The sequence below is a fragment of the Vibrio comitans genome, from assembly GCA_024346835.1.
Taxonomy (GTDB): Bacteria; Pseudomonadota; Gammaproteobacteria; order Enterobacterales; family Vibrionaceae; genus Vibrio; species Vibrio comitans.
This window is the reverse complement of sequence record AP024867.1, coordinates 1,133,767-1,156,541: the sequence shown is the minus strand read 5'-3', so window position 1 is coordinate 1,156,541 and position 22,775 is coordinate 1,133,767. Positions and strand designations below refer to the sequence as shown.

Annotated in this window: 20 protein-coding genes; 6 read left to right on the top strand and 14 right to left on the bottom strand. The window is 43.4% G+C overall.

What is annotated here, in order from left to right; genetic code table 11:
* Window position 1 precedes the first annotated feature (1 nt).
* From OCU46_RS18695 to OCU46_RS18680, 4 genes are read right to left on the bottom strand one after another with little or no spacing between them, the layout of a single operon-like run.
* Entirely contained in the window at window positions 2-721 is a 720-nt protein-coding gene (locus OCU46_RS18695) for an ABC transporter ATP-binding protein (RefSeq protein WP_141271225.1), read from the bottom strand.
* Window positions 722-732: 11 nt separating this feature from the next.
* Complete coding sequence (locus OCU46_RS18690) at window positions 733-1,950, bottom strand: ABC transporter permease (protein WP_141271226.1); 1,218 nt, start codon at window positions 1,948-1,950, stop codon at window positions 733-735.
* Window positions 1,940-3,169: an ABC transporter permease gene (locus tag OCU46_RS18685; RefSeq protein ID WP_141271227.1), complete on the bottom strand. Its 1,230-nt coding sequence runs from the start codon at window positions 3,167-3,169 to the stop codon at window positions 1,940-1,942. Before OCU46_RS18685 ends, OCU46_RS18690 begins: the two co-directional genes overlap by 11 nt.
* A 3-nt stretch (window positions 3,170-3,172) precedes the next feature.
* On the bottom strand, window positions 3,173-3,958 hold the full coding sequence (locus OCU46_RS18680) for an outer membrane lipoprotein-sorting protein (RefSeq protein ID WP_141271228.1): 786 nt from the start codon (window positions 3,956-3,958) through the stop codon (window positions 3,173-3,175).
* Window positions 3,959-4,446: 488 nt separating this feature from the next.
* Here OCU46_RS18680 and OCU46_RS18675 point away from each other — a divergent pair, with 488 nt between their 5' ends.
* Both OCU46_RS18675 and OCU46_RS18670 read left to right on the top strand, forming a co-directional pair.
* The gene (locus tag OCU46_RS18675) at window positions 4,447-5,391 is read left to right on the top strand and encodes a porin (protein WP_141271229.1); all 945 of its coding nucleotides are present in this window, start codon (window positions 4,447-4,449) and stop codon (window positions 5,389-5,391) included.
* A 152-nt stretch (window positions 5,392-5,543) separates the two neighbouring features.
* On the top strand, window positions 5,544-6,164 hold the full coding sequence (locus OCU46_RS18670; protein ID WP_141271230.1) for a glutaredoxin family protein: 621 nt from the start codon (window positions 5,544-5,546) through the stop codon (window positions 6,162-6,164).
* A gap of 71 nt (window positions 6,165-6,235) precedes the next feature.
* Here OCU46_RS18670 and OCU46_RS18665 read toward each other — a convergent pair whose 3' ends face one another.
* The 4 genes from OCU46_RS18665 to OCU46_RS18650 all read right to left on the bottom strand — a co-directional run bounded on the left by OCU46_RS18665 (window position 6,236) and on the right by OCU46_RS18650 (window position 9,165).
* Complete coding sequence (locus OCU46_RS18665) at window positions 6,236-6,370, bottom strand: hypothetical protein (RefSeq protein ID WP_280176836.1); 135 nt, start codon at window positions 6,368-6,370, stop codon at window positions 6,236-6,238.
* 305 nt (window positions 6,371-6,675) lie between these two features.
* Entirely contained in the window at window positions 6,676-7,023 is a 348-nt protein-coding gene (locus OCU46_RS18660) for a hypothetical protein (RefSeq protein ID WP_141271231.1), read from the bottom strand.
* A 16-nt stretch (window positions 7,024-7,039) separates the two neighbouring features.
* Window positions 7,040-8,380, bottom strand: coding sequence for a peptidoglycan DD-metalloendopeptidase family protein (locus OCU46_RS18655; RefSeq protein WP_141271232.1), 1,341 nt, complete (start codon window positions 8,378-8,380; stop codon window positions 7,040-7,042).
* 167 nt (window positions 8,381-8,547) lie between these two features.
* Window positions 8,548-9,165, bottom strand: a complete 618-nt coding sequence (locus OCU46_RS18650; protein ID WP_337972461.1) for a hypothetical protein — start codon at window positions 9,163-9,165, stop codon at window positions 8,548-8,550.
* 402 nt (window positions 9,166-9,567) lie between these two features.
* Between OCU46_RS18650 and OCU46_RS18645 the strand changes: the two genes are divergently transcribed.
* The gene (locus OCU46_RS18645) at window positions 9,568-9,810 is read left to right on the top strand and encodes a hypothetical protein (protein WP_141271234.1); all 243 of its coding nucleotides are present in this window, start codon (window positions 9,568-9,570) and stop codon (window positions 9,808-9,810) included.
* A gap of 52 nt (window positions 9,811-9,862) precedes the next feature.
* Here the strand turns inward: OCU46_RS18645 and OCU46_RS18640 are convergent, their stop codons facing one another.
* Window positions 9,863-10,765, bottom strand: coding sequence for a LysR family transcriptional regulator (locus OCU46_RS18640; protein ID WP_141271235.1), 903 nt, complete (start codon window positions 10,763-10,765; stop codon window positions 9,863-9,865).
* 115 nt (window positions 10,766-10,880) lie between these two features.
* Between OCU46_RS18640 and OCU46_RS18635 the strand changes: the two genes are divergently transcribed.
* Together OCU46_RS18635 and OCU46_RS18630 are read left to right on the top strand one after the other, a co-directional pair.
* Window positions 10,881-12,017, top strand: coding sequence for a linear amide C-N hydrolase (locus OCU46_RS18635; RefSeq protein ID WP_167495367.1), 1,137 nt, complete (start codon window positions 10,881-10,883; stop codon window positions 12,015-12,017).
* 164 nt (window positions 12,018-12,181) lie between these two features.
* Window positions 12,182-13,846, top strand: coding sequence for a mechanosensitive ion channel domain-containing protein (locus tag OCU46_RS18630; protein WP_141271237.1), 1,665 nt, complete (start codon window positions 12,182-12,184; stop codon window positions 13,844-13,846).
* Between the two features lie 101 nt (window positions 13,847-13,947).
* Here the strand turns inward: OCU46_RS18630 and malG are convergent, their stop codons facing one another.
* The 3 genes from malG to malE form a co-directional block, all read right to left on the bottom strand.
* Window positions 13,948-14,838 (bottom strand): maltose ABC transporter permease MalG, encoded by an 891-nt coding sequence (gene malG, locus OCU46_RS18625; protein WP_141271238.1) that lies wholly within the window; start codon window positions 14,836-14,838, stop codon window positions 13,948-13,950.
* Window positions 14,839-14,849: 11 nt separating this feature from the next.
* Window positions 14,850-16,427 (bottom strand): maltose ABC transporter permease MalF, encoded by a 1,578-nt coding sequence (gene malF, locus OCU46_RS18620; RefSeq protein WP_141271239.1) that lies wholly within the window; start codon window positions 16,425-16,427, stop codon window positions 14,850-14,852.
* Between the two features lie 70 nt (window positions 16,428-16,497).
* Window positions 16,498-17,676 (bottom strand): maltose/maltodextrin ABC transporter substrate-binding protein MalE, encoded by a 1,179-nt coding sequence (malE, locus tag OCU46_RS18615; RefSeq protein WP_141271240.1) that lies wholly within the window; start codon window positions 17,674-17,676, stop codon window positions 16,498-16,500.
* A 710-nt stretch (window positions 17,677-18,386) separates the two neighbouring features.
* Between malE and malK the strand changes: the two genes are divergently transcribed.
* On the top strand, window positions 18,387-19,511 hold the full coding sequence (malK, locus tag OCU46_RS18610) for a maltose/maltodextrin ABC transporter ATP-binding protein MalK (protein ID WP_141271241.1): 1,125 nt from the start codon (window positions 18,387-18,389) through the stop codon (window positions 19,509-19,511).
* 54 nt (window positions 19,512-19,565) lie between these two features.
* Here malK and OCU46_RS18605 read toward each other — a convergent pair whose 3' ends face one another.
* Complete coding sequence (locus OCU46_RS18605; protein WP_167495368.1) at window positions 19,566-20,390, bottom strand: spore coat protein U domain-containing protein; 825 nt, start codon at window positions 20,388-20,390, stop codon at window positions 19,566-19,568.
* A gap of 1 nt (window position 20,391) precedes the next feature.
* Window positions 20,392-22,746, bottom strand: a complete 2,355-nt coding sequence (locus OCU46_RS18600; RefSeq protein WP_167495369.1) for a fimbria/pilus outer membrane usher protein — start codon at window positions 22,744-22,746, stop codon at window positions 20,392-20,394.
* Window positions 22,747-22,775 lie beyond the last annotated feature (29 nt).

Below are 22,775 nucleotides of genomic sequence, written 5' to 3'. Positions count from 1 at the left end.
CTCATCCTGCCACTGGGCTCAAATGTGGCCTATATTCGGGGTTTAGTCTGTCTTCAGACACTGCGCCATCGTCAATGACTATCACCCTGGCAGCACGCGAGATAACCCTTGGGTCGTGAGTTGAGAAGATAAACGTAGTGCCCTCTGACTCATTTAATTGCTGCATGATATCAAGTAGGTCGGAAGTGCTTTTCGCATCGAGGTTGGCTGTGGGCTCATCTGCCATTACAAATTTAGGGTTAGGTGCCAATGCCCTCGCCACAGCGACTCTCTGCTGTTGTCCACCAGATAACTGCGAGGGTCTTTTATGTAAGTGATCACCCAAACCGACTCGCTCTAGTAGTTTGCTGGCGCGTGCTCGGCTCTCTTTCTCTGTTACGCCTTGCAATTGCATAATGAACTCGACGTTCTCTAAAGCAGTAAGCACAGGTAATAAACTGTAATCCTGAAAAATGAATCCCACTTGGTCACGGCGAAACTTAATCTTCTCTTTTTCATTCAAACCACTGATCACGAGATCATCTATTGTCACCTCTCCTTGCGTTGGCGTATCTAACCCACCAAGCATGTTAAGCAATGTTGTCTTACCTGATCCTGAAGGCCCCATCACTGCGACAAACTCTCCTTGCTCTATGGATAAATCTACCTGCTTGAGTGCATCCACAGGAAAATCTGTGTTCAGATTGTAGGTCTTAGTCAGCTTACTCACTTTGATAGTCATGATTTGCTCGCTCAATGTTTATCATTCATTGCTTGGATTGTGCTTTGTTTGATAATTTGTCTGGCTGGATATAAGGCTGAAAGCACACTCACCAACACAACGGAAAGTGCCAGCATAAGATATTCAGACGAGGTCACTTCTGGGTAGAAAACAGTATCAATACCAAATTCAGCAAGCCCTTCAGAGGCAATACTGAGGTCAATGCCGGTGGCACCTAAAATGGCCATGACAACTAAAGCAAAAACAACACCCACGCACGCGCCAGTTAATCCTAAAAAGCTCGCTTCCAATACAATCAGCTTTCTTACTTTGTCTGGCGCCATTCCGACCGCCATCAACACGCCAAACTCCTGTGTACGCTCAAATACCGACATCAGCATGATATTAATGATCCCTAACCCCATTGCCGCTACAAAGATAACCAGAAGTAAATAGTTAAAGGATTGCATACTGGATATAAGCGTCTTTAGATACGGCTGTAATGTCTGCCAATCTTCCACACTCAACTCTGGTTCTAGCTGTTCAGACAGTCTAATTGCCAACGCAGGGGCTAGTTCATAGTCATTCATGGCAATCGCTATTTCATGACTGCCATAAATACCTGTCAGCTCAATCAAATCCGGTTTTTGGACAAACACACTGTTGTCATCAAACGAGGCACTAGGGCTAATAAAAATACCTCTAACTCTAAACGCAGCGCCAGTTACCTCACCATGAGTATCACTAAATGTCAGTACCACCTTAGACCCAAGCTTCAACTTCAATCTCTGCGCAAGCTTATTTGACAACACTATGGGGTTGCGCCCATCCGAGCTTAGCCACTCCCCTGCGATAAGCTTGCCTTTTATGGGTGTTACTTTCGCTTCTTGCTCAGGAGATACGCCTAATATCTTCACCCCTCGATTGGCTCTGGCAGATGCAATCATTCCTGTTACGATATGTCGTGAGCTGTAGCCAGTGATTGAAGTCTCACCTTGCATAAGCACCTGTATAGATTCTGTATCCGGTATGACGAGATTAACATCAGGTTCTAGAGAGTAATCTCGGTGATGAAGTTGAATTGCATTGGTTTGCCATTGAATCGCATTGACCAGCATATTAGCCATCAAACCTGACATGAAGCCGATCATTAAGATCACACTAAGCACACCAACGACAATGGCCAATAATATGGTCGAAGTACGAAGTGGGGTTCGCCAGAGATTCCTCCAAGCTAACTTAACGAGCATGAAAGCCTCCCTTGAGCCCTGAAACTGCATCAAGCCTCATAACTCTCCAAATCGGGTACACAAGACTCACTGCAGTAATGGCCGCCACTATGACAATTTGCTCATAAAACAAAGCTGGATCTAGAGAGACTGGCATCACGGGTTCATACCCCATGTCCAACATTGCCTGAGCCATCTCTCCGGCTAAACGAATAGGTTGGTGGTAGAAATAAAAGAGCAGAGGCGATGCCATCAATACTCCTACGCCGATACCCAACACGCCAATTAAACCCGATTCAATGGCGATTAACCGTAGTAATTGAGCCCGAGACATTCCAGTAGCCAGCATTACCGAAAACTCTCGCAGCCGCTCTAAAGTCATCATTAGTAAGGTGGCAAATAGAGCAAAGCCCACAACAATATAAAGTAGGTACATCATAATGAGGCCTCCTACCCTATCTAAGACAATGCTTTGTTCTAGTTCCGGGGATAAATCTCGCCAATCTCGTATAGATACTCCTTCAGCGTAGGCACTATTTAGTTGCTGTTTAACAAAAGGAAGTTCTGCAAGGTTGTTGAACCCGATAACCCATGAGGTTACCTGATTTCCTGTCCCAAATAGCTGTTGAGCATCATGCAGAGAAAGATATACCAACTGATTATTCATCTCCTTGATGGGGTAATGGACAATGCCTTTGATCTCAAATAGACCCGCTGCCATTTGTCCGCGATAACCTTGTCCATAAAAAAAAATGTCATCCCCTACTGTGAGTCCAAGGTAGTGGGCTACCCCTTCTCCAACAACCACGCCAGTAGCATCGTCCGACAAATACTGCCCCTTGGTAATTCGCGCACTAATGTTGGAATAATCATCTTCTAAACTTGGGGAAATTCCTGATAACAATACACCTTTTGAACGTTGGTCACTCGCTGCCAATATGAAGCTATCTATCCGTGGCAATAGATAATCAATCGTGTCAATTTCACGCGTATCAGAGATAAACTCCTCCGAGGCGGGCAACAGTTCATCAATGCTATTGTTTTCTTTGTATTCAGGGTTCTGGAGCTGAACAACTCCCGTTCCCATCTTGGCGCTGTTTAAGATGTTGTGAGCATATTGTCCCTCTTGAAAGGCTCGCATAATCAGCGACAAAAATAGCGTTAGCGCAATCGCTGAGGCCGTTAGGATAGTCCTTCGCTTTTGACGCCAGATATTTCGCCATGCCAATCGCAATAACATCAGTTAATCTCTCAATGCACGCATCTGACTCTGAGAGAAAAACGCATCATCAATATCAAAGTTAAACTGCGCGGCATGAATCTCTATTTCAGTCTGATGCCCCTCTTTGTCCGCTGGCATCATTAGCATTTTTGAGGCGACATTTCGGCCTCCCATAGATTTGATGTTAAAGGTCTCCATGGTGTTGACCAGTTCTTCAAATTCATCGTAGAACTCTATCTTGCGTTGCAATAGATTATCTTTTGAAATCCACAGGCGCACTTTATCCCACACCACGGGAGCGTCTGGTTTTGCGATGGCGTCAATGACATAACACTCTTTACCCTCAACCTCTTCATTGCCCACAAACGCATGCTGATAATCCACCACAATGGAACTTTGGTTGATCAAATCATCATTGGTAAAGTCAGACCCCATCCAAGATTGCCCTAGCATTGATGGCGCTATCTTTATGACTTTCTCAATGCTAGGAATCCAGTTCCACATCTCATTGTGGCGCTTGAGTGAGGCGCTGCCTTTATCTTTCGCTGGTGCAGTAACAAGTACCAAGGATAAATCCAAACCCTTATTCCATGACTTCATGCTCATGCTTCGAGACCAGGTTGGGCGAATGATAGTCATGGTCATCTCGCTGTATCCAGATTCACCTCGCATTTGCTGATCGGATAATCTGACCACCTCAGAGGCAGACAGTGTTGTTGCATTTACAGAATGGAGAGGAAGCAGTAGTAACAGCCATAAACTCACTGACCACAGCAACTCTCTGTAATTAGAGTTCCTAAAAAGCATTTCCTTGTTCCTAGCTCCCTAAAGTTCATGGTTAAAGTAAATACCAATTTCGTTGACTACGCTCTGACCCCGCTCATGAAGTGTACATTAGGCAAAAACCAGATCGTGACCAAGATCACAAAGCACCTCAATTATTTGAACTACAACAACTTTTTCTATCGAAGATAAACCGTAATAGATTTTCGCTTAAGCAGTGTCCATAGTTTGAGATTATTAATGAGCTTCAAATCCTCTAATTGTTTACTTTCAAAGACTTAACTTTACACCATCCCATATCTCTGCGTTGATCTCGTGTTTTTCCTCGTAAAAACAACAGGTTAAATTATGTGCAATTAATAAATCTGCCATAGATTCGTAATCTATCCGTCATTTTTGAGTCATTAGACATTCATATTTGGAATCTAAATTAGTCGCAAATCAAACGGGCAACAGCCCAAGTAAATACTCCAGAGTGCGAACTCATATTTTACAAAATAGGAAATTTGAAGATGAAAAAGGCAGCACTAACTACTGCGATTCTAGCTGTAATGGCTTCTGGTTCTGCGGCAGCAGCAACAGTTTACAAAGATGACACTTCAGAGCTGAAGATTGGCGGTCGTGCAGAAGCTCGTTTCAATATCTCTGACAACAACGAAAAAACAGATGCAGACAGTACTTTTGCTGACAAATCTCGTGCTCGTCTGAACATCGTTGGTAAATCTCAAATCTCTGAAGCTCTATACGGCTTTGGTAAGTACGAAGCAGAATTCGATACTGATGCTTCAATCACTAACCGTTACGCATTTGCGGGTCTTGGCACTAACTTTGGCGAGTTCTCTTACGGTAAACAAGACTCTGCTCAGGTAATGCTAACTGACATCACGGATACAATGGCAACATTCGGTGCAGATGCTGCCGACATCGTAGCTGGTAACAAAGACAAACGCTCAAACAACTTCCTATACTCTGGTGAGTTCGGTGGCTTCAACGTTCAAGCTAACTACCTTGCAAATGATGCGAAAGACGCTGACAGCTACGGCATTGCGGCAATGTACGGCTTTGACTTCGGTCTTGACCTAGGTCTAGGTTACGTTGGTCAAACTAACGGTGACGACGATGACAACCAGATCAACTTTGCAGCTCAGTACTCTATTGCTGACTTCACTCTAGGTGGTTACTACGCTCTAGGTTCAGTAGCAGACGAAGATGTAAATGCATTTGAAATCTCAGCTCTATACAAGCTAAACAAGTGGACGTTCGTTGCTGTTTACAACTACAACGATGTAGACACAGCTGCCAAGCAACTAGTAACAGGTCTAGATGAAGTTGATAACTTCGCAATCGAAGCAGTTTACAAGTTCAACGGCAACCTACGCACTTACGCAGGTTACAAGTTCGAGCAAGTTGACAACCAAGACGACCAAATCCAAGCGGGTATCCGTTACGATTTCTAATCCGACATTTAGTCCTGTCTGATAAGTCCTTTGACCGAGCTTTTATGCTCGGTCTTTTTGTTTATGTTAAAAATTTTTCTTCTTATGAAAGATTTTCCTCTGCAATATGTTCTACTGTAACAAGAGACGCATATCGCACAAGGAAACGCATCATGAGCAAACCAATCAAAATCACTCTATATCGCTGGGCTGGAAGTTGGGGACCCTTTAAAGTCAATATCCCTTGTGGTGAATGCACATTAACCAAAGACATCTTAAAAGACACCTTTGAAAGTGAGCTTGCCGGTGTAGACGTGGAGCTTGAAGTCAAGGATTGGCTTTCGCATTGGTGGGAACCATTGAAGCTTGGCGCATGGCACGCCCCTATTTTAGTCGTCGAAGGCAAGGTTATCAGTCAAGGTGAAGCGTTAAACCGAGGCGTTTTAGTACAATCGGTTATTGCTGAGTGGACCAAGCGTGACGATTTACAAGGCAATATTGTATTTGGTAAAGCGACCTGCCCCTACTGTGTAAAAGCGAAAAAAGCCCTAGATCAAGCTGGGATCCCCTATACCTACTACGATGTCGTAAAAGACAGTGCAGCACTCTATCGAATGATACCTGAGGTTAAGGCTCATATTGGTCAGAAGACCCCTGTGACTGTGCCTCAAATCTGGATGAACAGTGAATATATTGGTGGAGCGGACAACCTAGAAAAATGGCTTACCAGTAAAGAAAATACCACCATCCCTAATAATGTTGTCGACATACCCGCACGTACAGGTAGTGATTAGTAAAACTAAAAAGGCGCTGATAGAGTACTATCAGCGCCTTTTTTCAATTCCATTTGCGTTTTCTGTAACGCTTACTTCGTTAGCTTCTTCATCAGTTTCTTAAACACTGAAGGCTTGCGACGCTCGATTTTTCCATCGAATTTTTGCTCCATCAATTTGATTGCTGATTGTTGACCAATAATCAATGCACCTAAATCGTTGCCCATGATGTACTCCAATTTCTATTTTGTAATTAAATTTCATTTTATGCATTAATTGTAGCGCTGAATGGAAGAAAAACAAGATATAGGTCACATTAATATGAAAATAAATTCCATAAAAGTACTGAATATAAAGACGACAGCCGAGATGAATACAGTAACTATTTAGCTAAATTCTTTAAAATCATAAGTTTAAATACAGAATAGCTTTACTCAACAAAGTGTATGAAAATTACACAGGTTGCAATATCGCAACCAAAAAAATCCGCCATCAGGCGGATTCTATTCTGTGCTATTCACGAGGTAATTAGTTAGCTTCGTTTTGGTTGCTGATACGTCTTACCAGCAAGCTTATAACTGTCGCGCTGCTTAACATCAAAGTAAGCATCAAAAAACCAAGCAACAAAACGAATAACATGCTCATCTGTGTTCATGATGTGCTCTACAAATTCTTGCAGGTCATCGCCTTCTTGTTGTGTAGTAACATGATATACACGTTGCTCACCGTCAACCTCAGCAACTGCAAATTGCCCCTTAAGTGATAGCGCAACCTCAGAGACTTCTTCATACTCACACTCTTGCAATAACAAAAGTGCAGAAGGAAGATCAGCACACTGGCTGGCTGATTTTACAAGTTGCTCAAACTCATTCTGGTTCATTCAAATTTACCTAGATTTAAAGTGATTCTTGTTGCTTATTATTCTGCGGATCATTTTGACTCGCAAGCAATACTTCTTGTTCCTTCATCATTTGCAGCAATGCATCTCGGTTTGCTGCAAATTTGGTCATTTCCGCCTTCGGCACAGATTCAGCCATTGGGATGTTCGCTGTCATTGCATTCACTGGGCGATTGCGAATCAGCAATTCATAATGCAGATGCGGCCCTGTAACTCGACCTGTCGAACCAGATAAACCAATTTGCTGGCCTCTTTTAACCTGTTGTCCTTTCTTAACTTGAATACGGCTTAGATGAAGGTAACGTGTTTTATACGTTGAGCCATGCTCAAGTACAATGTATTTACCTGCATAAGGGTGATTACGAACCATAATCACTTTGCCATCACCTGCGGCCATCACTGGTGTGCCGACACCCACTCCAAAATCAGTACCATTATGTGGTGATACTCTACCTGTTACAGGGTGAAGCCTATTGGGATTAAAACTCGAAGTAATTCTGTGGTTCTTAACGGGATAGCGCATAAATGCACGCTGTAGACTCTCACCCTTTTCGTCGTAATATTGCCCATCGGTATGAAGGTAAGCACTGATCACACGGCCTTGGTTAAAGATATTGATCGCCTCTATTTCACGACTACCCGTTTCTTTGCCGTCTACCGTTTGCACTTTATGAACAACAGAAAATTTGTCACCCGCACGCAGGTCGCGCGTAAAGTTCATCTTATCTTTCAAAAGATCGGTGATTTCACGTATCTCATTAATGTTCATTCCCAGCTTATTCGCTGATTGAGAAAAGCTGCCATGAACATTGCCAACTAAAGCCGTCGTTTCCCATTCACCTTCAATAGAGACATCTTTAAATGTGTAGGCATCATCATCTACACGAGTAAACTGCACCTTATCGGCAGGGTTAAATTCCAGCTCCATCTTAGATAGAACACCAGAGGCTTCGTCTATCCAGAACGTTAATTTGTCACCAGGGCGCAAAGTATCGAGGGACAAGTGATTCAAATCTTCTTCCATAATGCTAAGAAGACTCTTATATGAAACACCTAACTTTGCAAAGATAACACTTAAGTTATCACCTTTTTTGATGATGTAACTGTAGGTAGGTCTCGCCTCTATAACATCGCTGTTTTGAGCGGATATAGCTGTAGGCAATACTGAGCTTTCTATATTGAGCTCTACAAATTTACGCTCATTTTGTGTATGTGACCATACTGCACTAACGCCAAAAATTAATGGCAAAATCAACAGGGCCTTCTTGAGTCTTGACCGAGATTGTTGATTGAGTTGATTAAGCTTGAACACCAAGTTACCTACTAAAATAATCTGCATGAACACGAAAACATTGAAAGTGTTCGCATGCTCATTCTCTATAAATGACGAGCTATAAAGCTCAAACTAAATGTCTATCTTCCTAAATGGTAAGTAGCACGGCCTTGGTAATCGTGTTCTGATGAATCCATTCCGTAGATAGTTAAACAGCAATCACTAGCAAAAGTTCAATCTCTTTGTTCGAACAGTTGCGTTCCAATGATGGAGAATTTTTTATTTATCAGTTGATTCGGCTTATCTGACAAAGCTTGCTCCAAACCATGTTGCTTGAAGCTCAGGTTCACCACATCCCCATCAAGGGATAAAGATTCAATATCAATTCGATCGCCAAGGAACAGCTCTTGTATCACTGAGAAATGTTTATCTTGTTTTTGATAAACACCAAGGTAATAAAATGCACCACTACCCGAAGTCGTTACTATTGAAGGTACGAGCCAAAGTGTCGGGTGTAACCCATCTTGCTTGACCTCGCATACCCAATGAGTATCAAGTAACAACTTCCCATAAACTTGGTTGTAGGAGTAATCAGACTGATACAAATAAGGGTCCTGAGAACCACGACGAAATACCAGGCTAGAGCGAATGCTCACATCCACCATTGAACCTGGCTTGACCAATATGGTTCTAGGCAAATTAAAACCTGTCTGATCACACTGACTTTCCAAAACGACATATTCTGGCTGACCAAAATCAATCACGTCTCTGTGATGACGCTTGGCATGAGCATTTGATGCGCCTACTGATAAACTCGCTGCTAACACCGAGCAAACCGTAACAAACTTCATAATGTTCGGCATATAACTAAACTAACCTAATCCCTGTTCTAAGCTACTCACATGTGCACATCGCTGTGAGCCGCGTATTCTATCAGGCTATACCAGGTTTTATAACTGACTTTTGTCAATCTTTGATTGCATAACAATTCGCGCCTAAATGCTTGGCCTGTCTAGTCTCTCTAAGTTATTGTCACGCAGTGAATTACTCTTTTTTGCGCAATAGTATTTCCTTGTCACTGACTTCTTCTGATCACTCCTCGCTATTCATCATTTGAAATGATTTAAATATTTCTGAAACCTAACTGTAATCATTTATTCATTTAGTTCTGGTTAAATTTATCGGCGAAATTGCCAATTCATAGCTGTGATTGTGGGGAAAACCTGCAAGCTAATGCAAAACTAAGAGAAAAAATGGAAGATCTAAAACTGGGAATTGATGTCATTAGAGACCAAAAATCGGTCGAATATCACTGGGTTAGAACAATGTATGTGGAAGGCTATTCTGAACAACAAATCGATCACTATATCAATCAATGTTTTGGTGGTGATTCTGTATTCGCACACCTATTCAGAAAAGTCGCGTTACATCAAGAAAGTGTCTACGTGTTGATGCAACACCTAGGCCACGCCCCATCCAATCTTGAAAACATTTAATCCGCTTCAGTGGAGGTGCTCACCATCAAGGCACCTCTATCGCCCTCACTCCTCATTTACTCCTTAACTTCTCTGCACCATCGCTGTGTAGGCTATTAACGATTTCAAACACTTGATCATAAAGCGGTGGCTTGCTTGACGCCCAGATGAGTACGGGCTGCAGTTGAAGAGCTTGACTGCCCTCTGCAATATCAAGGTTTATTCTGCTTATATGTTCAGGAATACGTTGTGAAAGATGATTAGGTAAGAAAGCCCAACTATCGCCACTAGCGAGTCCATCCAATAAGATATCCAGATCATTCTCTATAACAAAATCATCCGAGACCATTAGCGGATATTGGTACTGAGCAGAGAGTGCAGTACTAAAAACCCGCTGTTTATATTTAGCCAGATCTCGTAAGGTACATAATTTTGAAGCAGCAATGCTAATGCCACTGCGAGCAAATGCGGACATCGAAATGTGTGGAAGGGCTTTCCAATAAAACTCTGCGTTAATGACCTGCCCTTTAGCCAAAAACAAACCAAACTGACAAGCTCCTGACCTCAATAGTGTCTCACCGTGCTCTCTCGATATTTTGAGCAAATCAACCGATACCCCTATGTCGTGACATGAAGCTTGTATGCGCTTCAACCAAAATGCAGGAATAGACTCATCAAAACATATCGAGATCCGCTCACTACTCATAGAGTGTAGGCTGGTAGCAAACCGTTCAAACGCTGAAACATCCGCCCATAACAACTGTGCTCTTCGATAAAGCATTTCACCTTTATCGGTTAAGCTCAGTACTTTCCCCGTTTTAGTAAACACTGGATAGCCGAGATCTATCTCGAAGTTCTCGATATGTTCGCTAACCGTTTTACGATCTTTTCGCAGTGCAGCCGCCGCTTTACTAAAGCTATTTACTCTAGCCACAGTGACAAAAGCATTAAGTTGAGCAAGGGTAAGGTTGTTCAAAAGACACCCATCTTCAAAAGTTTAATTTAGGGGGTATCCCCCCGAAACGCGGGAAGCTCATTCTAACAGAACCATTAATATGCCCTCGTACTTTTTAAGAATAGAGCAAAATCCCATGATAAAGAACATCATCACCCTAAGCATTGCGGCAACGGTGGCCGCTACATCATTACTGCCTAACACGGCAGATGCCTGCACGCGTATGCTGTGGAACACCAATAACGACTTTGTAATCGTTGGTAGAAACGAAGATTACTTCTCTGCATCAGCTCCTACATTGGTGAAAACGCCTCACGGAGTATCGCGCAAGGGAAGTAATGAATCTAATACACCTACCATTAGCTGGACCGTTAAATACGGAAGCGTAGTAGCCTACGCAAACAATCGCTTTCCTATGGATGGTATGAACGAGAAAGGGCTAACGGCGCGTACCTTATATTTCAACGAGGGAGACATCGACCAACACGCTGCTACGGATACTAGCAAGCCTGTGTTACAAGCGGACCATTGGGTCAGCTATATACTCGATAACTTCTCCAACATAGAAGATGCGGTAAATGCGTTAAAACAACTGCGTTTAACCGCAATACACGGTGGATACAGCTATGTAGAAAGCCCGAAACACCTATCAATGGCGGATGCAAGTGGCGACTCAGCCATCATAGAGATCCAAAATGGTGAGTTAAAGATCTTCCACGGAAAGCAATACACAGTAATGACTAATCCGCCAAACATACAAACACAAATGGAAGATGCCCATAACCGCGCTATTGATGCCAATGACGGCAGTTTTCCAAGTACTTGGGGAGCAGAAGATCGCTTTCAAAAAGCGCAATACTGGCTCAATAACATGCCAAATATTAAACCCAGCGACGGCATGAATGCGGCCTATGGATTTATGTACTCAGCCCTTGGAACAACAGCCTTTGTCCCGGGTATTCCTCTTCCCGAAGAAGACAAAGCCGTAGGTGAAAAAATCCTTAAGCATACTAAGCCTGAAGACTCGTATGGCGTTGCAACTTACTTACAATCTATCTCTGATCTGACCAACCGTCACTATCGCTTCAAGTCTCTACTGGCACCTGCAGATGTATACTTAGATCTCAACAGTATGGATTGGAGTGCACAGCAGAAAGTAGCTGTAATACCCCGTATTGATCGATATGCACAGCAAGGTTTGCAAGGCAATATTGCCGAAGCATTTACACCTATCAATGAGCCAGATATCTACCAACAAAACGTTATCAACTAAGCTAGTCTCAACTAAAGCTATGCGCATAAAAATAGGGAGCCACGCGCTCCCTTAGTTATCTACCCTACCTAACGGTTTTGCCCGTTTGATGCCGAGTTATGTATTACACTCATCTATAACAGCCGCTTTAACAAAGACTTGCTTAGGTCTTTACGAGAGAACTTATGGGCATCTTTTCATACCGACACCGAATCTTAGTCACGCTATCACTGCTTGCGATGAACTTCGCCTTGAGTTCGTTTAGCTTTGCACAAGACCCAGCTAATACGCTAACACGCTCTGAGCAAGAGCTAAAAAAAATCAATACCGAGCTCAATGAGCTTACCGATACTCTGGCTGTATCGAGCGGCGAAACAACCGATGCAATACAACTTAAGCTGTTTCAAAAGAACGAGCAATTACGCGCATTATTAGCGACTGCAGTAAGCCAAAACTCTCTCCCTGAACAAGAACTGATCAGCCAAATCGAGCTACAAAAGAAATATTCAAAGGGCGCGACAGATTATCTAGAAAATAAAATTAAAGAACTGAACACCAAGATTGACGCTGCAAAGAATGAAGAGCGTTTGTCTTTGATCAATGAGTCTCAAGAACTGCAGCACTACCTCAACACAGTGATCAAATCCAGTTGGCAAAATATCAACTGGCTCAAAAGCTTAGGGCTGGATGAAAGTGACCTTGAAGAACAATTTAGAGTGAGTGTCATACACCGCCTGCGTCTTACCTCTGCTTCAGTGGAGTATTTTAGTCAACAAATTGGAGTCATTGGCAATCAACTCTCTGTGAGCCCTGAATCAGAAAAGGCCGGTTTGCAGCTCAGCCAACTCGTGGTAAGGCAGCGCATGGCTATCGCAATAGAGAGTTTAAGCACTCTAATATTTGTTGCAGACCAACTTGGCATCGATACCTCAGAGCACAAACGTCTACTATTTGAAGTGACCGGCAGCATTACCCAAGACCTACTTGACGCCAAAGTGATCCTTACCATTCTGTCTCACTGGTCTAACTCTGCGTTCGAGTGGTTTAGTACCACCGCTCCACAACACCTGTTCCAACTGTTTATCTTCGTTCTACTTTTATTCATAACTAGAATCGTGGTGAAGTTAGTCCGGCAAGTCATCAAGAAAACGGTATCAACCAAAAACTTAAATATTTCACATTTAATGCAAGACTTCTTTATTGGCATATCCGGTAACATAGTGTGGATCATTGGTATTATGATCGCTCTGTCACAGCTAGGTCTTAACCTAGCCCCCGTGCTAACTGGGTTTGGTATCGCCGGAGTCATTATTGGTTTTGCTCTTCAAGATACGTTATCAAATTTTGCCGCAGGTATGATGTTGCTTATCTATCGACCTTTCGATGTCGGAGATTTTGTATTCGCTGGGGGTGTAGACGGCAAAGTGAGCCATATGAGTTTGGTCAATACCACCATCAAAACTTTCGACAACCAAATCATCATTATCCCAAATGGAAAAATCTGGGGAGATGTTATCAAAAATGTCACACACGAACGCTTACGCAGAGTAGACATGGTCTTTGGTATTGGTTATGCCGATGATTTGCTTAAGGCTGAAAGAATCCTAACTGACATAGTTACTTCACACCCTGCTACTTTAAAAAATCCAGAGCCAAACATTCGCGTTCATACCCTTAACACTTCATCAGTAGATTTCATCGTACGACCTTGGGTAAAAACTGATGATTACTGGGATGTCTATTGGGATATAACAAAAGAGGTAAAATTGACCTTTGATCGGGAAGGGATTTCTATCCCCTTTCCGCAACAAGATGTGCACTTGCATATGGTGGAAAAGTCAGAGTCCTGACGTTCCCCTCAACAAGAGGCTTATCAATGCCTTCAAGATAAGCCGTGAACATAAAAAGGGGAGCAAAAAGCTCCCCTAATCATTTAATCGCTCTAATTAGGTTAGCCTTTAACACCACCGGCAGTTAGACCGCCAACCAACCAGCGCTGCGCTAGTAGGAATACGATGGTAATTGGCAATGCAGATAGTACTGCTGCCGCTGCGAAGTCGCCCCACAGATAGTTCTGAGGGTATAGATATTGCTGCATACCTACTGCTAGCGTGTACGAGTTAACGTCAGATAGAAGTAGAGACGCTACCGGCACTTCACCCACTACTGCGATGAACGACAGAATGAATACAACCGCTAGGATTGGCACTGATAGTGGCAACAGAACTAGACGGAATGCCTGCCAAGGTGTTGCGCCATCTAGGGCTGCTGCTTCTTCAAGCGAGTTATCAATGGTTTCAAAGTAACCTTTGATAGTCCATACGTGTAGTGCGATACCCCCTAGGTAAGAGAAGATCAAGCCACCATGCGTATTCAAGCCTAGGAACGGAATGTACTGACCTAGTTTGTCGAACAATGCGTAGATAGCCACCAACGCAAGTACTGCTGGGAACATCTGGAAGATCATCATCGCTTTCAAGATAGTGCTCTTACCTTTAAAGCGCATGCGAGCAAACGCGTAAGCTGAAGTAGTAGACAAAATCACGATAAGAATCGAAGAAATACCCGCTACCTTCACTGAGTTCCACAACCAAGTTAATACTGGGAATGGAGGCGGCGTCACCGTGCCATCAGCATGCGTTACAGAGAAACCTAATGCCAGTTTCCAGTGCTCAAGCGATGGGTTGTCTGGAATAAGACTACCCGTTGCAAAGTTACCCTCACGAAATGAGATCGCAATGATCATCAATAGTGGGAAGATAATTAGGGACAAGAATGCCCATAGAGCAATATGTGTTGCCCAAACACGGTATTTAAGGTTTTTACCTTGTACCATTGCCATTGTATTGCTCCTTAATCTTGAGACAGCTTAGTGAAACGAAGGTTTAGTAGTGCCATACCACCTACCAGTAGGAAGATAAGTGTTGCAATTGCACTTGCTAGACCGAAGTCTTGACCGCCACTACCTTCAAACGCGATGCGGTAGGTGTAGCTTACTAGTAGATCCGTATAACCTGCTGGCTCAGAAGTGCCAATCATGTTTGGACCACCGTTGGTCAATAGCTGAATCATTACAAAGTTGTTGAAGTTAAACGCAAAGCTCGCGATGAGTAGCGGTGTCATTGGTTTAATCATTAGCGGCACAGTAATGTGGAAGAAGTTCTTAAATGGACCTGCTCCGTCAATTGCTGATGCTTCGTATAGATCGTCTGGAATCGCCTTAAGTAGACCCATACATAGGATCATCATGTAAGGGAAGCCCAACCAGGTGTTAACTATCATTACCATGCTCTTCGCCAAGAACGGGTCTGAGAACCAGTTAGGTGAGATGCCGAAGATTTGGTTGAGCACTAAGTTTATTTCACCAAAGCTTTGGTTAAATAGACCCTTAAAGATCAAGATTGAGATGAACGCGGGTACCGCATATGGGAGTATCAAAAGAACACGATATAGCCCACGACCTTTCAACTCTTCCCACTGAACAACACTTGCTAGTACCAAGCCGATAACCAGAGTGAAAACAACGGTTAGGACAGCGAAAACAACGGTCCAAATAAAGATGGAGATAAACGGTTCTTTAATACCGTCGTCTTTCCATACTCGTTCAAAGTTATGAGTACCAATTCCAACCACAAAGCCAGGTGAGACAGTGTTACCCACAAACTCGCCGTTTGCATCAACCGGTTGATAGAAACCCACATCCATGTTTGGCATGTACGTTTCACCAGTCTCATTGTTAAGCATGGTTTTGCCATCGTCTTGCAGCTCAAACAACTGTTCAACGCCTGCAAACTTACGCAAACCACTCATGCGTACGGCATCGCCATCAGGCTTAATAAGATCTATCTTACTCAGCGTTGGGCGAGCAGCGATAATAGCTCGGATTGCTTCAACGTCGCCAACAATAGAATTTTCATCGACTGCGGTCAGTTCTAGATCTTTACCTTCAACGTCTTTAGTTAGAGTAAATTCACGCGTTGCTAAGGTTAGATCACCGTCTGTGATACTGATGATATGACCACCAGCAGTTTTAATTAATTTGAACGGATAGCTATCACCACTTTGGAAAGTGCGATTTTCCAATACTGATTGAGCTCGTTCCAATGTAAGTTGGTTTTTTGCACTGTAGTTCGTAAATGCTAAGTTTACGGTATAGGCCAGCGGGAAAAGAATGAACAGAATCATCCCCGCAACACCTGGGTAAATATAACGGTGTGCGTAGGTTTTCTTGCTACCAAAGATGTATAGCGCTAACGCAGTTAAAATCAGTGTAAGAAGGGCAAATGCCGTTTCTCCACGAGCATACATTAGAACGGTTGCATAACCGTTTACAATTCCGACTAAGCCAAGAGTTGCCCATTTCAATACTGACTTCGTATTGTTGGCAACGGAAGGCGTCTCAACAGAACCAGAAGATTGAACTGTCTGCATAAAAAGAACCTACTAGCGAATAAATAAAATACAAAAAAGTAAGGAGGGGTTGCCCCCTCCTAAAAGGGTGTTACTTAAGCATTTGCTTCTTAGCGTCAGCTAGAGCTGAATCAACGTCTTGACGACCGTCAACTACGTTAACGATAACGTTTTTCGCTGAGCCCCAGTAAGTGTTCATCTGAGGGATGTTAGGCATGATTTCGCCATTTTCAGCACTTGCCATTGTTGCAGCAATACGAGGATCAGATGCTAGCTCTTCTTGGAAAGATTTAAGTGCAACTGCGCCTAGTGGCTTGTCGTCGTTTACTGAACGTAGACCTTCGTTAGTCAGTAGGTAGCTCTCTAGGAACTCAACTGCTAGATCTTTGTTTGGTGAAGCAGTGCTGATACCCGCTGTTAGAACACCAACGAATGGCTTAGAAGCTTGACCGTTGTATGTTGGGATAGTAGTTACACCGTAATCAACTTTGTTGTCGTAACCGCCCCAAGACCAAGGACCGTTGATCGTCATCGCTACTTCGCCTTTAGCAAAAGATGCGTCAGCGATAGAGTAGTCCATGTCAGCAGAGATAACTTTCTTATCTACTAGTGACTTGATGAAGTTCATCGCACTTTGTACGCCTTTAGTGTCAATACCTACATCTTTAACATCGTAGCCGTTGCCAGTGTATTTGAACGCGTAACCACCATCAGCAGCCATTAGAGGCCATGTGAAGTACGGTTCTTTTAGGTTCCACATGATTGCTTTCTTGCCTTCTTTAGCAAGCTTAGCGTCAAGCGCTTCGATCTCTTCCCAAGTTTTTGGTGGGTTAGGAACGATGTCTTTGTTATAGATAAGCGCTAGTGCTTCGATAGCTACTGGGTAACCAATAGTCTTGCCTTCAAAGCTTACTGCGTCCCATGCGAAGTCTACGATGCCTTCTTTAATTTCTTTTGAAGGTTTGATCTCTGCAAGAAGACCTGCTTCAGCGTAACCACCAAAACGGTCGTGTGCCCAGAAGATGATGTCTGGACCGTCACCTGTAGCAGCTACTTGTGGGAAACGAGACTCTAAGCCATCTGGGTGAGCAACAGTTACTTTAATGCCTGTGTCTTCTTCAAAGCGTTTACCTACTTCAGCAAGACCGTTGTAACCTTTATCACCATTGATCCAGATAGTAAGTTGACCTTCTTCGATTGCTGCATGTGCACCAAACGAACCAAGAGCAACAAGCGTGCCAAGTGCCACTGTGCTTAGGGCTTTTTTCATGAGTTTAATCCTTTTTTATTATTGACGTAGGGCTATCAACTATTATTCCTGAGAGCCAAATTTCATCATCTATCATCCGCTAGTCCCCTTCACTCATCATCATCCTGAGTACTACGCCCTATACAAACTAGCGCATTTTCGTGATCTCGCTCGCTCATCATGAGTGACCCAAATCACAGAACGTCATTTCCTGTGATTTGGGTCACCAGAAAGAGGGCGATAAAAGTGATATTGATCCGATTGCCTTTCTACTCCACCCCTCCCCCTCCTCCCCCGCTACTCCCCCTACAAAAATTCTCATCAGGAGGATGTAGCCAGGTATAAAATTGCACAAACTAACAACATCCGAGATATGGATGGTAAGAACCCTTTTCTAACGAGATTTGTTAGATTTGCATTTCAGGATAAGCTAGTAGTTACTTTGGTGATGTGCGTGATGAAATTCATAACGGGGAACACACCCAAAGTACGGGGGATATTAGCGGAATTTCGAAATGGGCAGGTGGTGTTACCAAAATAGTCTGATGTCTAAGAGCTCTGGGGGGAGCTTCTGGTATTAGAGTTTTGTGTTCGCCACCTTTTTTCTTTCCTTTTCTCTAATAGAAAATTTTGCAAAATTACTTCTGTTTCCTATTTTTAGTGCTCATGGAATAATCGATAACCATAAATGAGCGCTAAGTTGTAAAAATTAAAATTGAGGATCAACTCAAATGACTAGTGTCACGTTAAAAAATGTTTGTAAATCCTATGGTGACGTAAAAATCTCTAAGAACGTCGATCTAGACATTAAAGAAGGCGAATTTGTAGTATTCGTAGGGCCATCAGGTTGTGGTAAATCTACCCTTCTACGCTGTATTGCGGGTCTAGAGGACATCACTTCAGGTGATCTTTACATTGGTGAGCAGCGCATGAATGACATTGAACCGTCAAAGCGCGGCGTAGGCATGGTATTCCAGTCATACGCTCTTTATCCTCACCTTAACCTATATGACAACATGTCATTTGGGATGAAGCTGGCCAAAGCAGACAAAGCTGAAACTGAAAAGCGCGTTAAGCACGCAGCAGACATTCTTCAGCTCACTCACCTACTAGATCGCCAACCAAAGGCGCTTTCTGGTGGTCAGCGTCAGCGTGTTGCTATCGGTCGTACACTAGTATCTCAGCCTCAAGTATTCTTACTTGATGAGCCTCTATCTAACCTTGATGCTGCACTTCGCGTACAAATGCGTAGCGAAATCACCAAACTTCAGCGCCAACTTGGCTGTACCATGATCTACGTAACACACGATCAGGTTGAAGCAATGACTATGGCTGACAAGATTGTGGTTCTTGACGGTGGTTACGTATCTCAGGTAGGTAAGCCTCTAGATCTATACCACTACCCGCAAAACCGCTTTGTAGCAGGTTTCATCGGCTCACCAAAGATGAACTTTATCAGCGTACACGCGATTGAAGCATCCGCAGAGCACGTTAAAGTAGAGCTAGAAAACAAGACCGCATTCAATATTCCAGTAGACGGAACAACGGTTAACGTTGGCGACCGTATGTCTCTTGGTATCCGCCCTGAGCATCTGCTAATGTCAGATTCTTCTGAAGCAACTATCGAAGGTGAAGTGACCATCGTTGAAAAACTAGGTCAAGAAACTCAAGTTTACCTATCTGTAGAAAGCGCTGACACTGACATCAACTTCCGTCAGCCAGACACACTAGAAGTAGAACCAGGCGATAAATACGCTATCGGTATCGACCCTAAACGTTGTCACCTATTCCACGATGATGGCCGCGCATGTCGCCGTCTACATCAAGAAGTGGGTGCGGATATCCCTGAGGCGTAATTACTTTTAGGTTTATAGAGTTGAAAATCCCTTGATAGTATCAAGGGATTTTTTTTATGGCCGGGCTGTGGCGTGAATAATAAGCGTATCGGAATAATCGCCCGCCGCTGAACGAGAGGTGTCACCTATTTTTAATCTTAAGTTTTGCGTTTGCCGAACTCTCTGCCTTTGAGAAAAATCAACCTGCCATTTCTCACCAAATTTCACCAACTTATTATCCAAAAATACCTGATAGTGAATCGTACTCATTCCTTTGTTGTGCTTGAGCTTACCGTTTTTTGAATCCACAGAAATTTCAACGGCCGCATTGGTCTCTAACTGCAAGTTAAACTGGTGAGTTTGGCCTGTTTCTAGGTCTCCAAGCTTCAATACAGGGTTACGCCCCTCGTACCCCTGTAAGCTTAAACTCACAAATTCAGGGATATTTAACCGCACTTGCTTTCGCACTGGAGATGAACTTCGGCGACCAAGCAAAGAAAAATCAATATAGTTAGAGTAATTACCCGCCGGTGCGGTATCTAAAGCAGTAAAGTTCAGCCATAGTGTCACCTGCCTTAGCGCTCTATTAAACAAGACAGTAATTTCTCTGGACTTAACATTTACCGATAGACTGCCACTTTCCGAAGTAATAAATCCCTCAAGCTCGCCTTTATTGCTCTTAACGAAAATCCGTGCATTGTTTTGTACGCTAATACTGATACCAGAAGCTCCACATAGCGCATCCGCACCCAATGTTTGGAGAATTATTGGAATACGAACTCGATCGCCGTCATAGCGAGCACTATTGTTATCGACAACCACAGCCCATCTAGGAACACAAATGTCTGCCTGTAGGCTACTAGAGGCAACTAGTAGCAAGAGTAGGAGTAATCTGCCCATACTATTCATCCTTTACCGACACAACGACGGGCTCGAGATAAACTAAGTTGTCATCATTATCTGCTATGGTTACCTCCCCGAATAGGTGTGGATTCCCTCTGAGCTCAACAGTAAAAGTTCCACTTACCATCCGCTCCAACGCAAACCGGCCTCCACTATTAGTGAAGAACAACCTTTCCTCACCTGACGCAAGGATAATTACACCGTTGCGCAGTGCAATATAATCACCGTTCTCATCAATCAACCTACCAATCACGGTCTTGGAGGCATTCGAACCTACTGTAATAATATGGCCTGTATAACTGCCAGCGACAATGGTGTTATATCCCGAACCATAATCATATCCTATTGGTGCTTCTGGAATATCAACTATTAGCAAACTCTCAGAATGAGAGCTATTTAATCCTACTAAGGCATTCAGTGAGCGGGTTGCAACATGATCCGGTCGTTCTTCTTGAGTATTAATATTCACAGGCACATCCAAGCTATCGTGTACTTTCACTATGGCTGCGGGCCCAAAATAGCTTCTACCCCAAGCTACATCACCACCAATAAAAGAGAGGGCGGTACTACTTCTTGAGGTGATCCTTTGGCTACTTAAACCATCAAAATCAACATAATTATACTCCAGCTCCGTTGCAAAACGATTAGCAGTGTAACCAGCTCTTGCGCGATAACGATCAGATTGCTCGAATGAATAAATAGCCTCTAATTCGTACTCAAAATCACCGGGCCTGTCGTCTGAGCTTTTTTCTAGTCGCAATCGAGTTTCATCAAAAGCGATATCCTCACTCACCTCATGTGCGTACAACGAAGAAATGTCGACGACATAACCACCTTGCTCAGAGAACCAGGTCCAACTAAAGTTTGCAAAGACGGTCAGATCATCGTCTTCATTCGTCCCATCCCGAAAATAATTGCTACCAACATTAATGGTGATATCCTCTCCACGCCAGCTAAGTTGGGCCGAAGCAGAATATTGATCAAATGGATTACTCTGTAAATCTAACCAATTTGCAGAAAGATTCAGGTCCCAGTCAGCGTTAAAGTAGAATGTGTAGTCAGCCCGAGCAGAGGTACCATCATTCAATGCCTGCCCGTCGGCCCAAGGTATGGCTCGATAGCTCTCATACCTCTCTAAAGCGATCCTAAGGTTTGGAGACGCAAAAGAGCCCCAGATTTGATGTTCGTAATCCAAGCTTGAGATATAGCCAATATCATCGCTATCATCGTACAGCAAACCACTAAAACGGGTACCAAAGTTACCTAACGGGGTACCAAAGTTAACTACAGCACCAGAAATACTACCCAAAGGGTGGTACGCTCCGTTAAGGCCAAGAGTTAGCAGTGAGGTTAAGCCATACTCATAATAGCCATGCACAACATATTGCTCTTCATCGTACACATACTCTCGGTCAATAATGTTTGAAGCAACACCCATGTATAGAGCAAAGTCACTAAGCCCTTCTCTTAATAGACGACCGTTATAAAACTGGCTGTAATTTAATACGTCTCTTTCACCCGATTGGTAGCGAATTACCAACCGAATATCGTTGGCTCCTTGAGAGAGAGGAAGATCGTCGATCTGATACTTGCCTGGTGGTAACCTAATCTGCCGAATATATATATCATTGACAAATATTGCGATATCAGCACTTTCTCTCAGGTTTACCGTTTGTGAACCGCCATTCTGAATGGTGCGATTTGGCTGTAACTCTGACCACAAACGCTCGATACCAAGTCCGCCTAAACTCAACGAGGGCAAGTGCCCAGCAATATTAGTATTCAGGTCACCCGCTGATACTCTCAAAGGAATAGAAGCTCGGTCAACGAAGAAAAATGTATCTCCTCGATATGCAGTAGTGTCACTGTCGAAACTCGATTCATTGCCAAGTACGTACAAGGAAGATTCTAGATTTAGTCCGTTCCCGCCACCCATATTAGCCCCAATCAACCACTCTCCTAGCCAAAAGGCATCTAAGTCGAAACCTGCGCTTAGATTGTGGCTGTAGGTAAAATTAAAGTTGTTGTGCCAAGCAAAAAAAGCATGTTGGGTATACTTGGGTGGAGAATAATCACCAGACATCGCAAAGTGCTGTTCTACTAGCGCTTTAGAACCCGGTTCGACGTTTAGAACAAGCCTTCTGATATCCATTTCTACCTCAATATCTAGCTTAGCTAATTCATTTCGATCTAACTTGTTACTACCAAGTTCTGAGAGGCTCTCTAGGGCATCTTCGGTCAAATATGGGACTAGTATGCCTTTAAGCTCATTTGCTGGTACGCCATAGAACTGCTCACCATCTGTGAAAACATTGATATCACCAAGATACAACCCATAAAGATAAGCTGGCATCGGAAACACCCAATCCTGGCTCGCAAGAA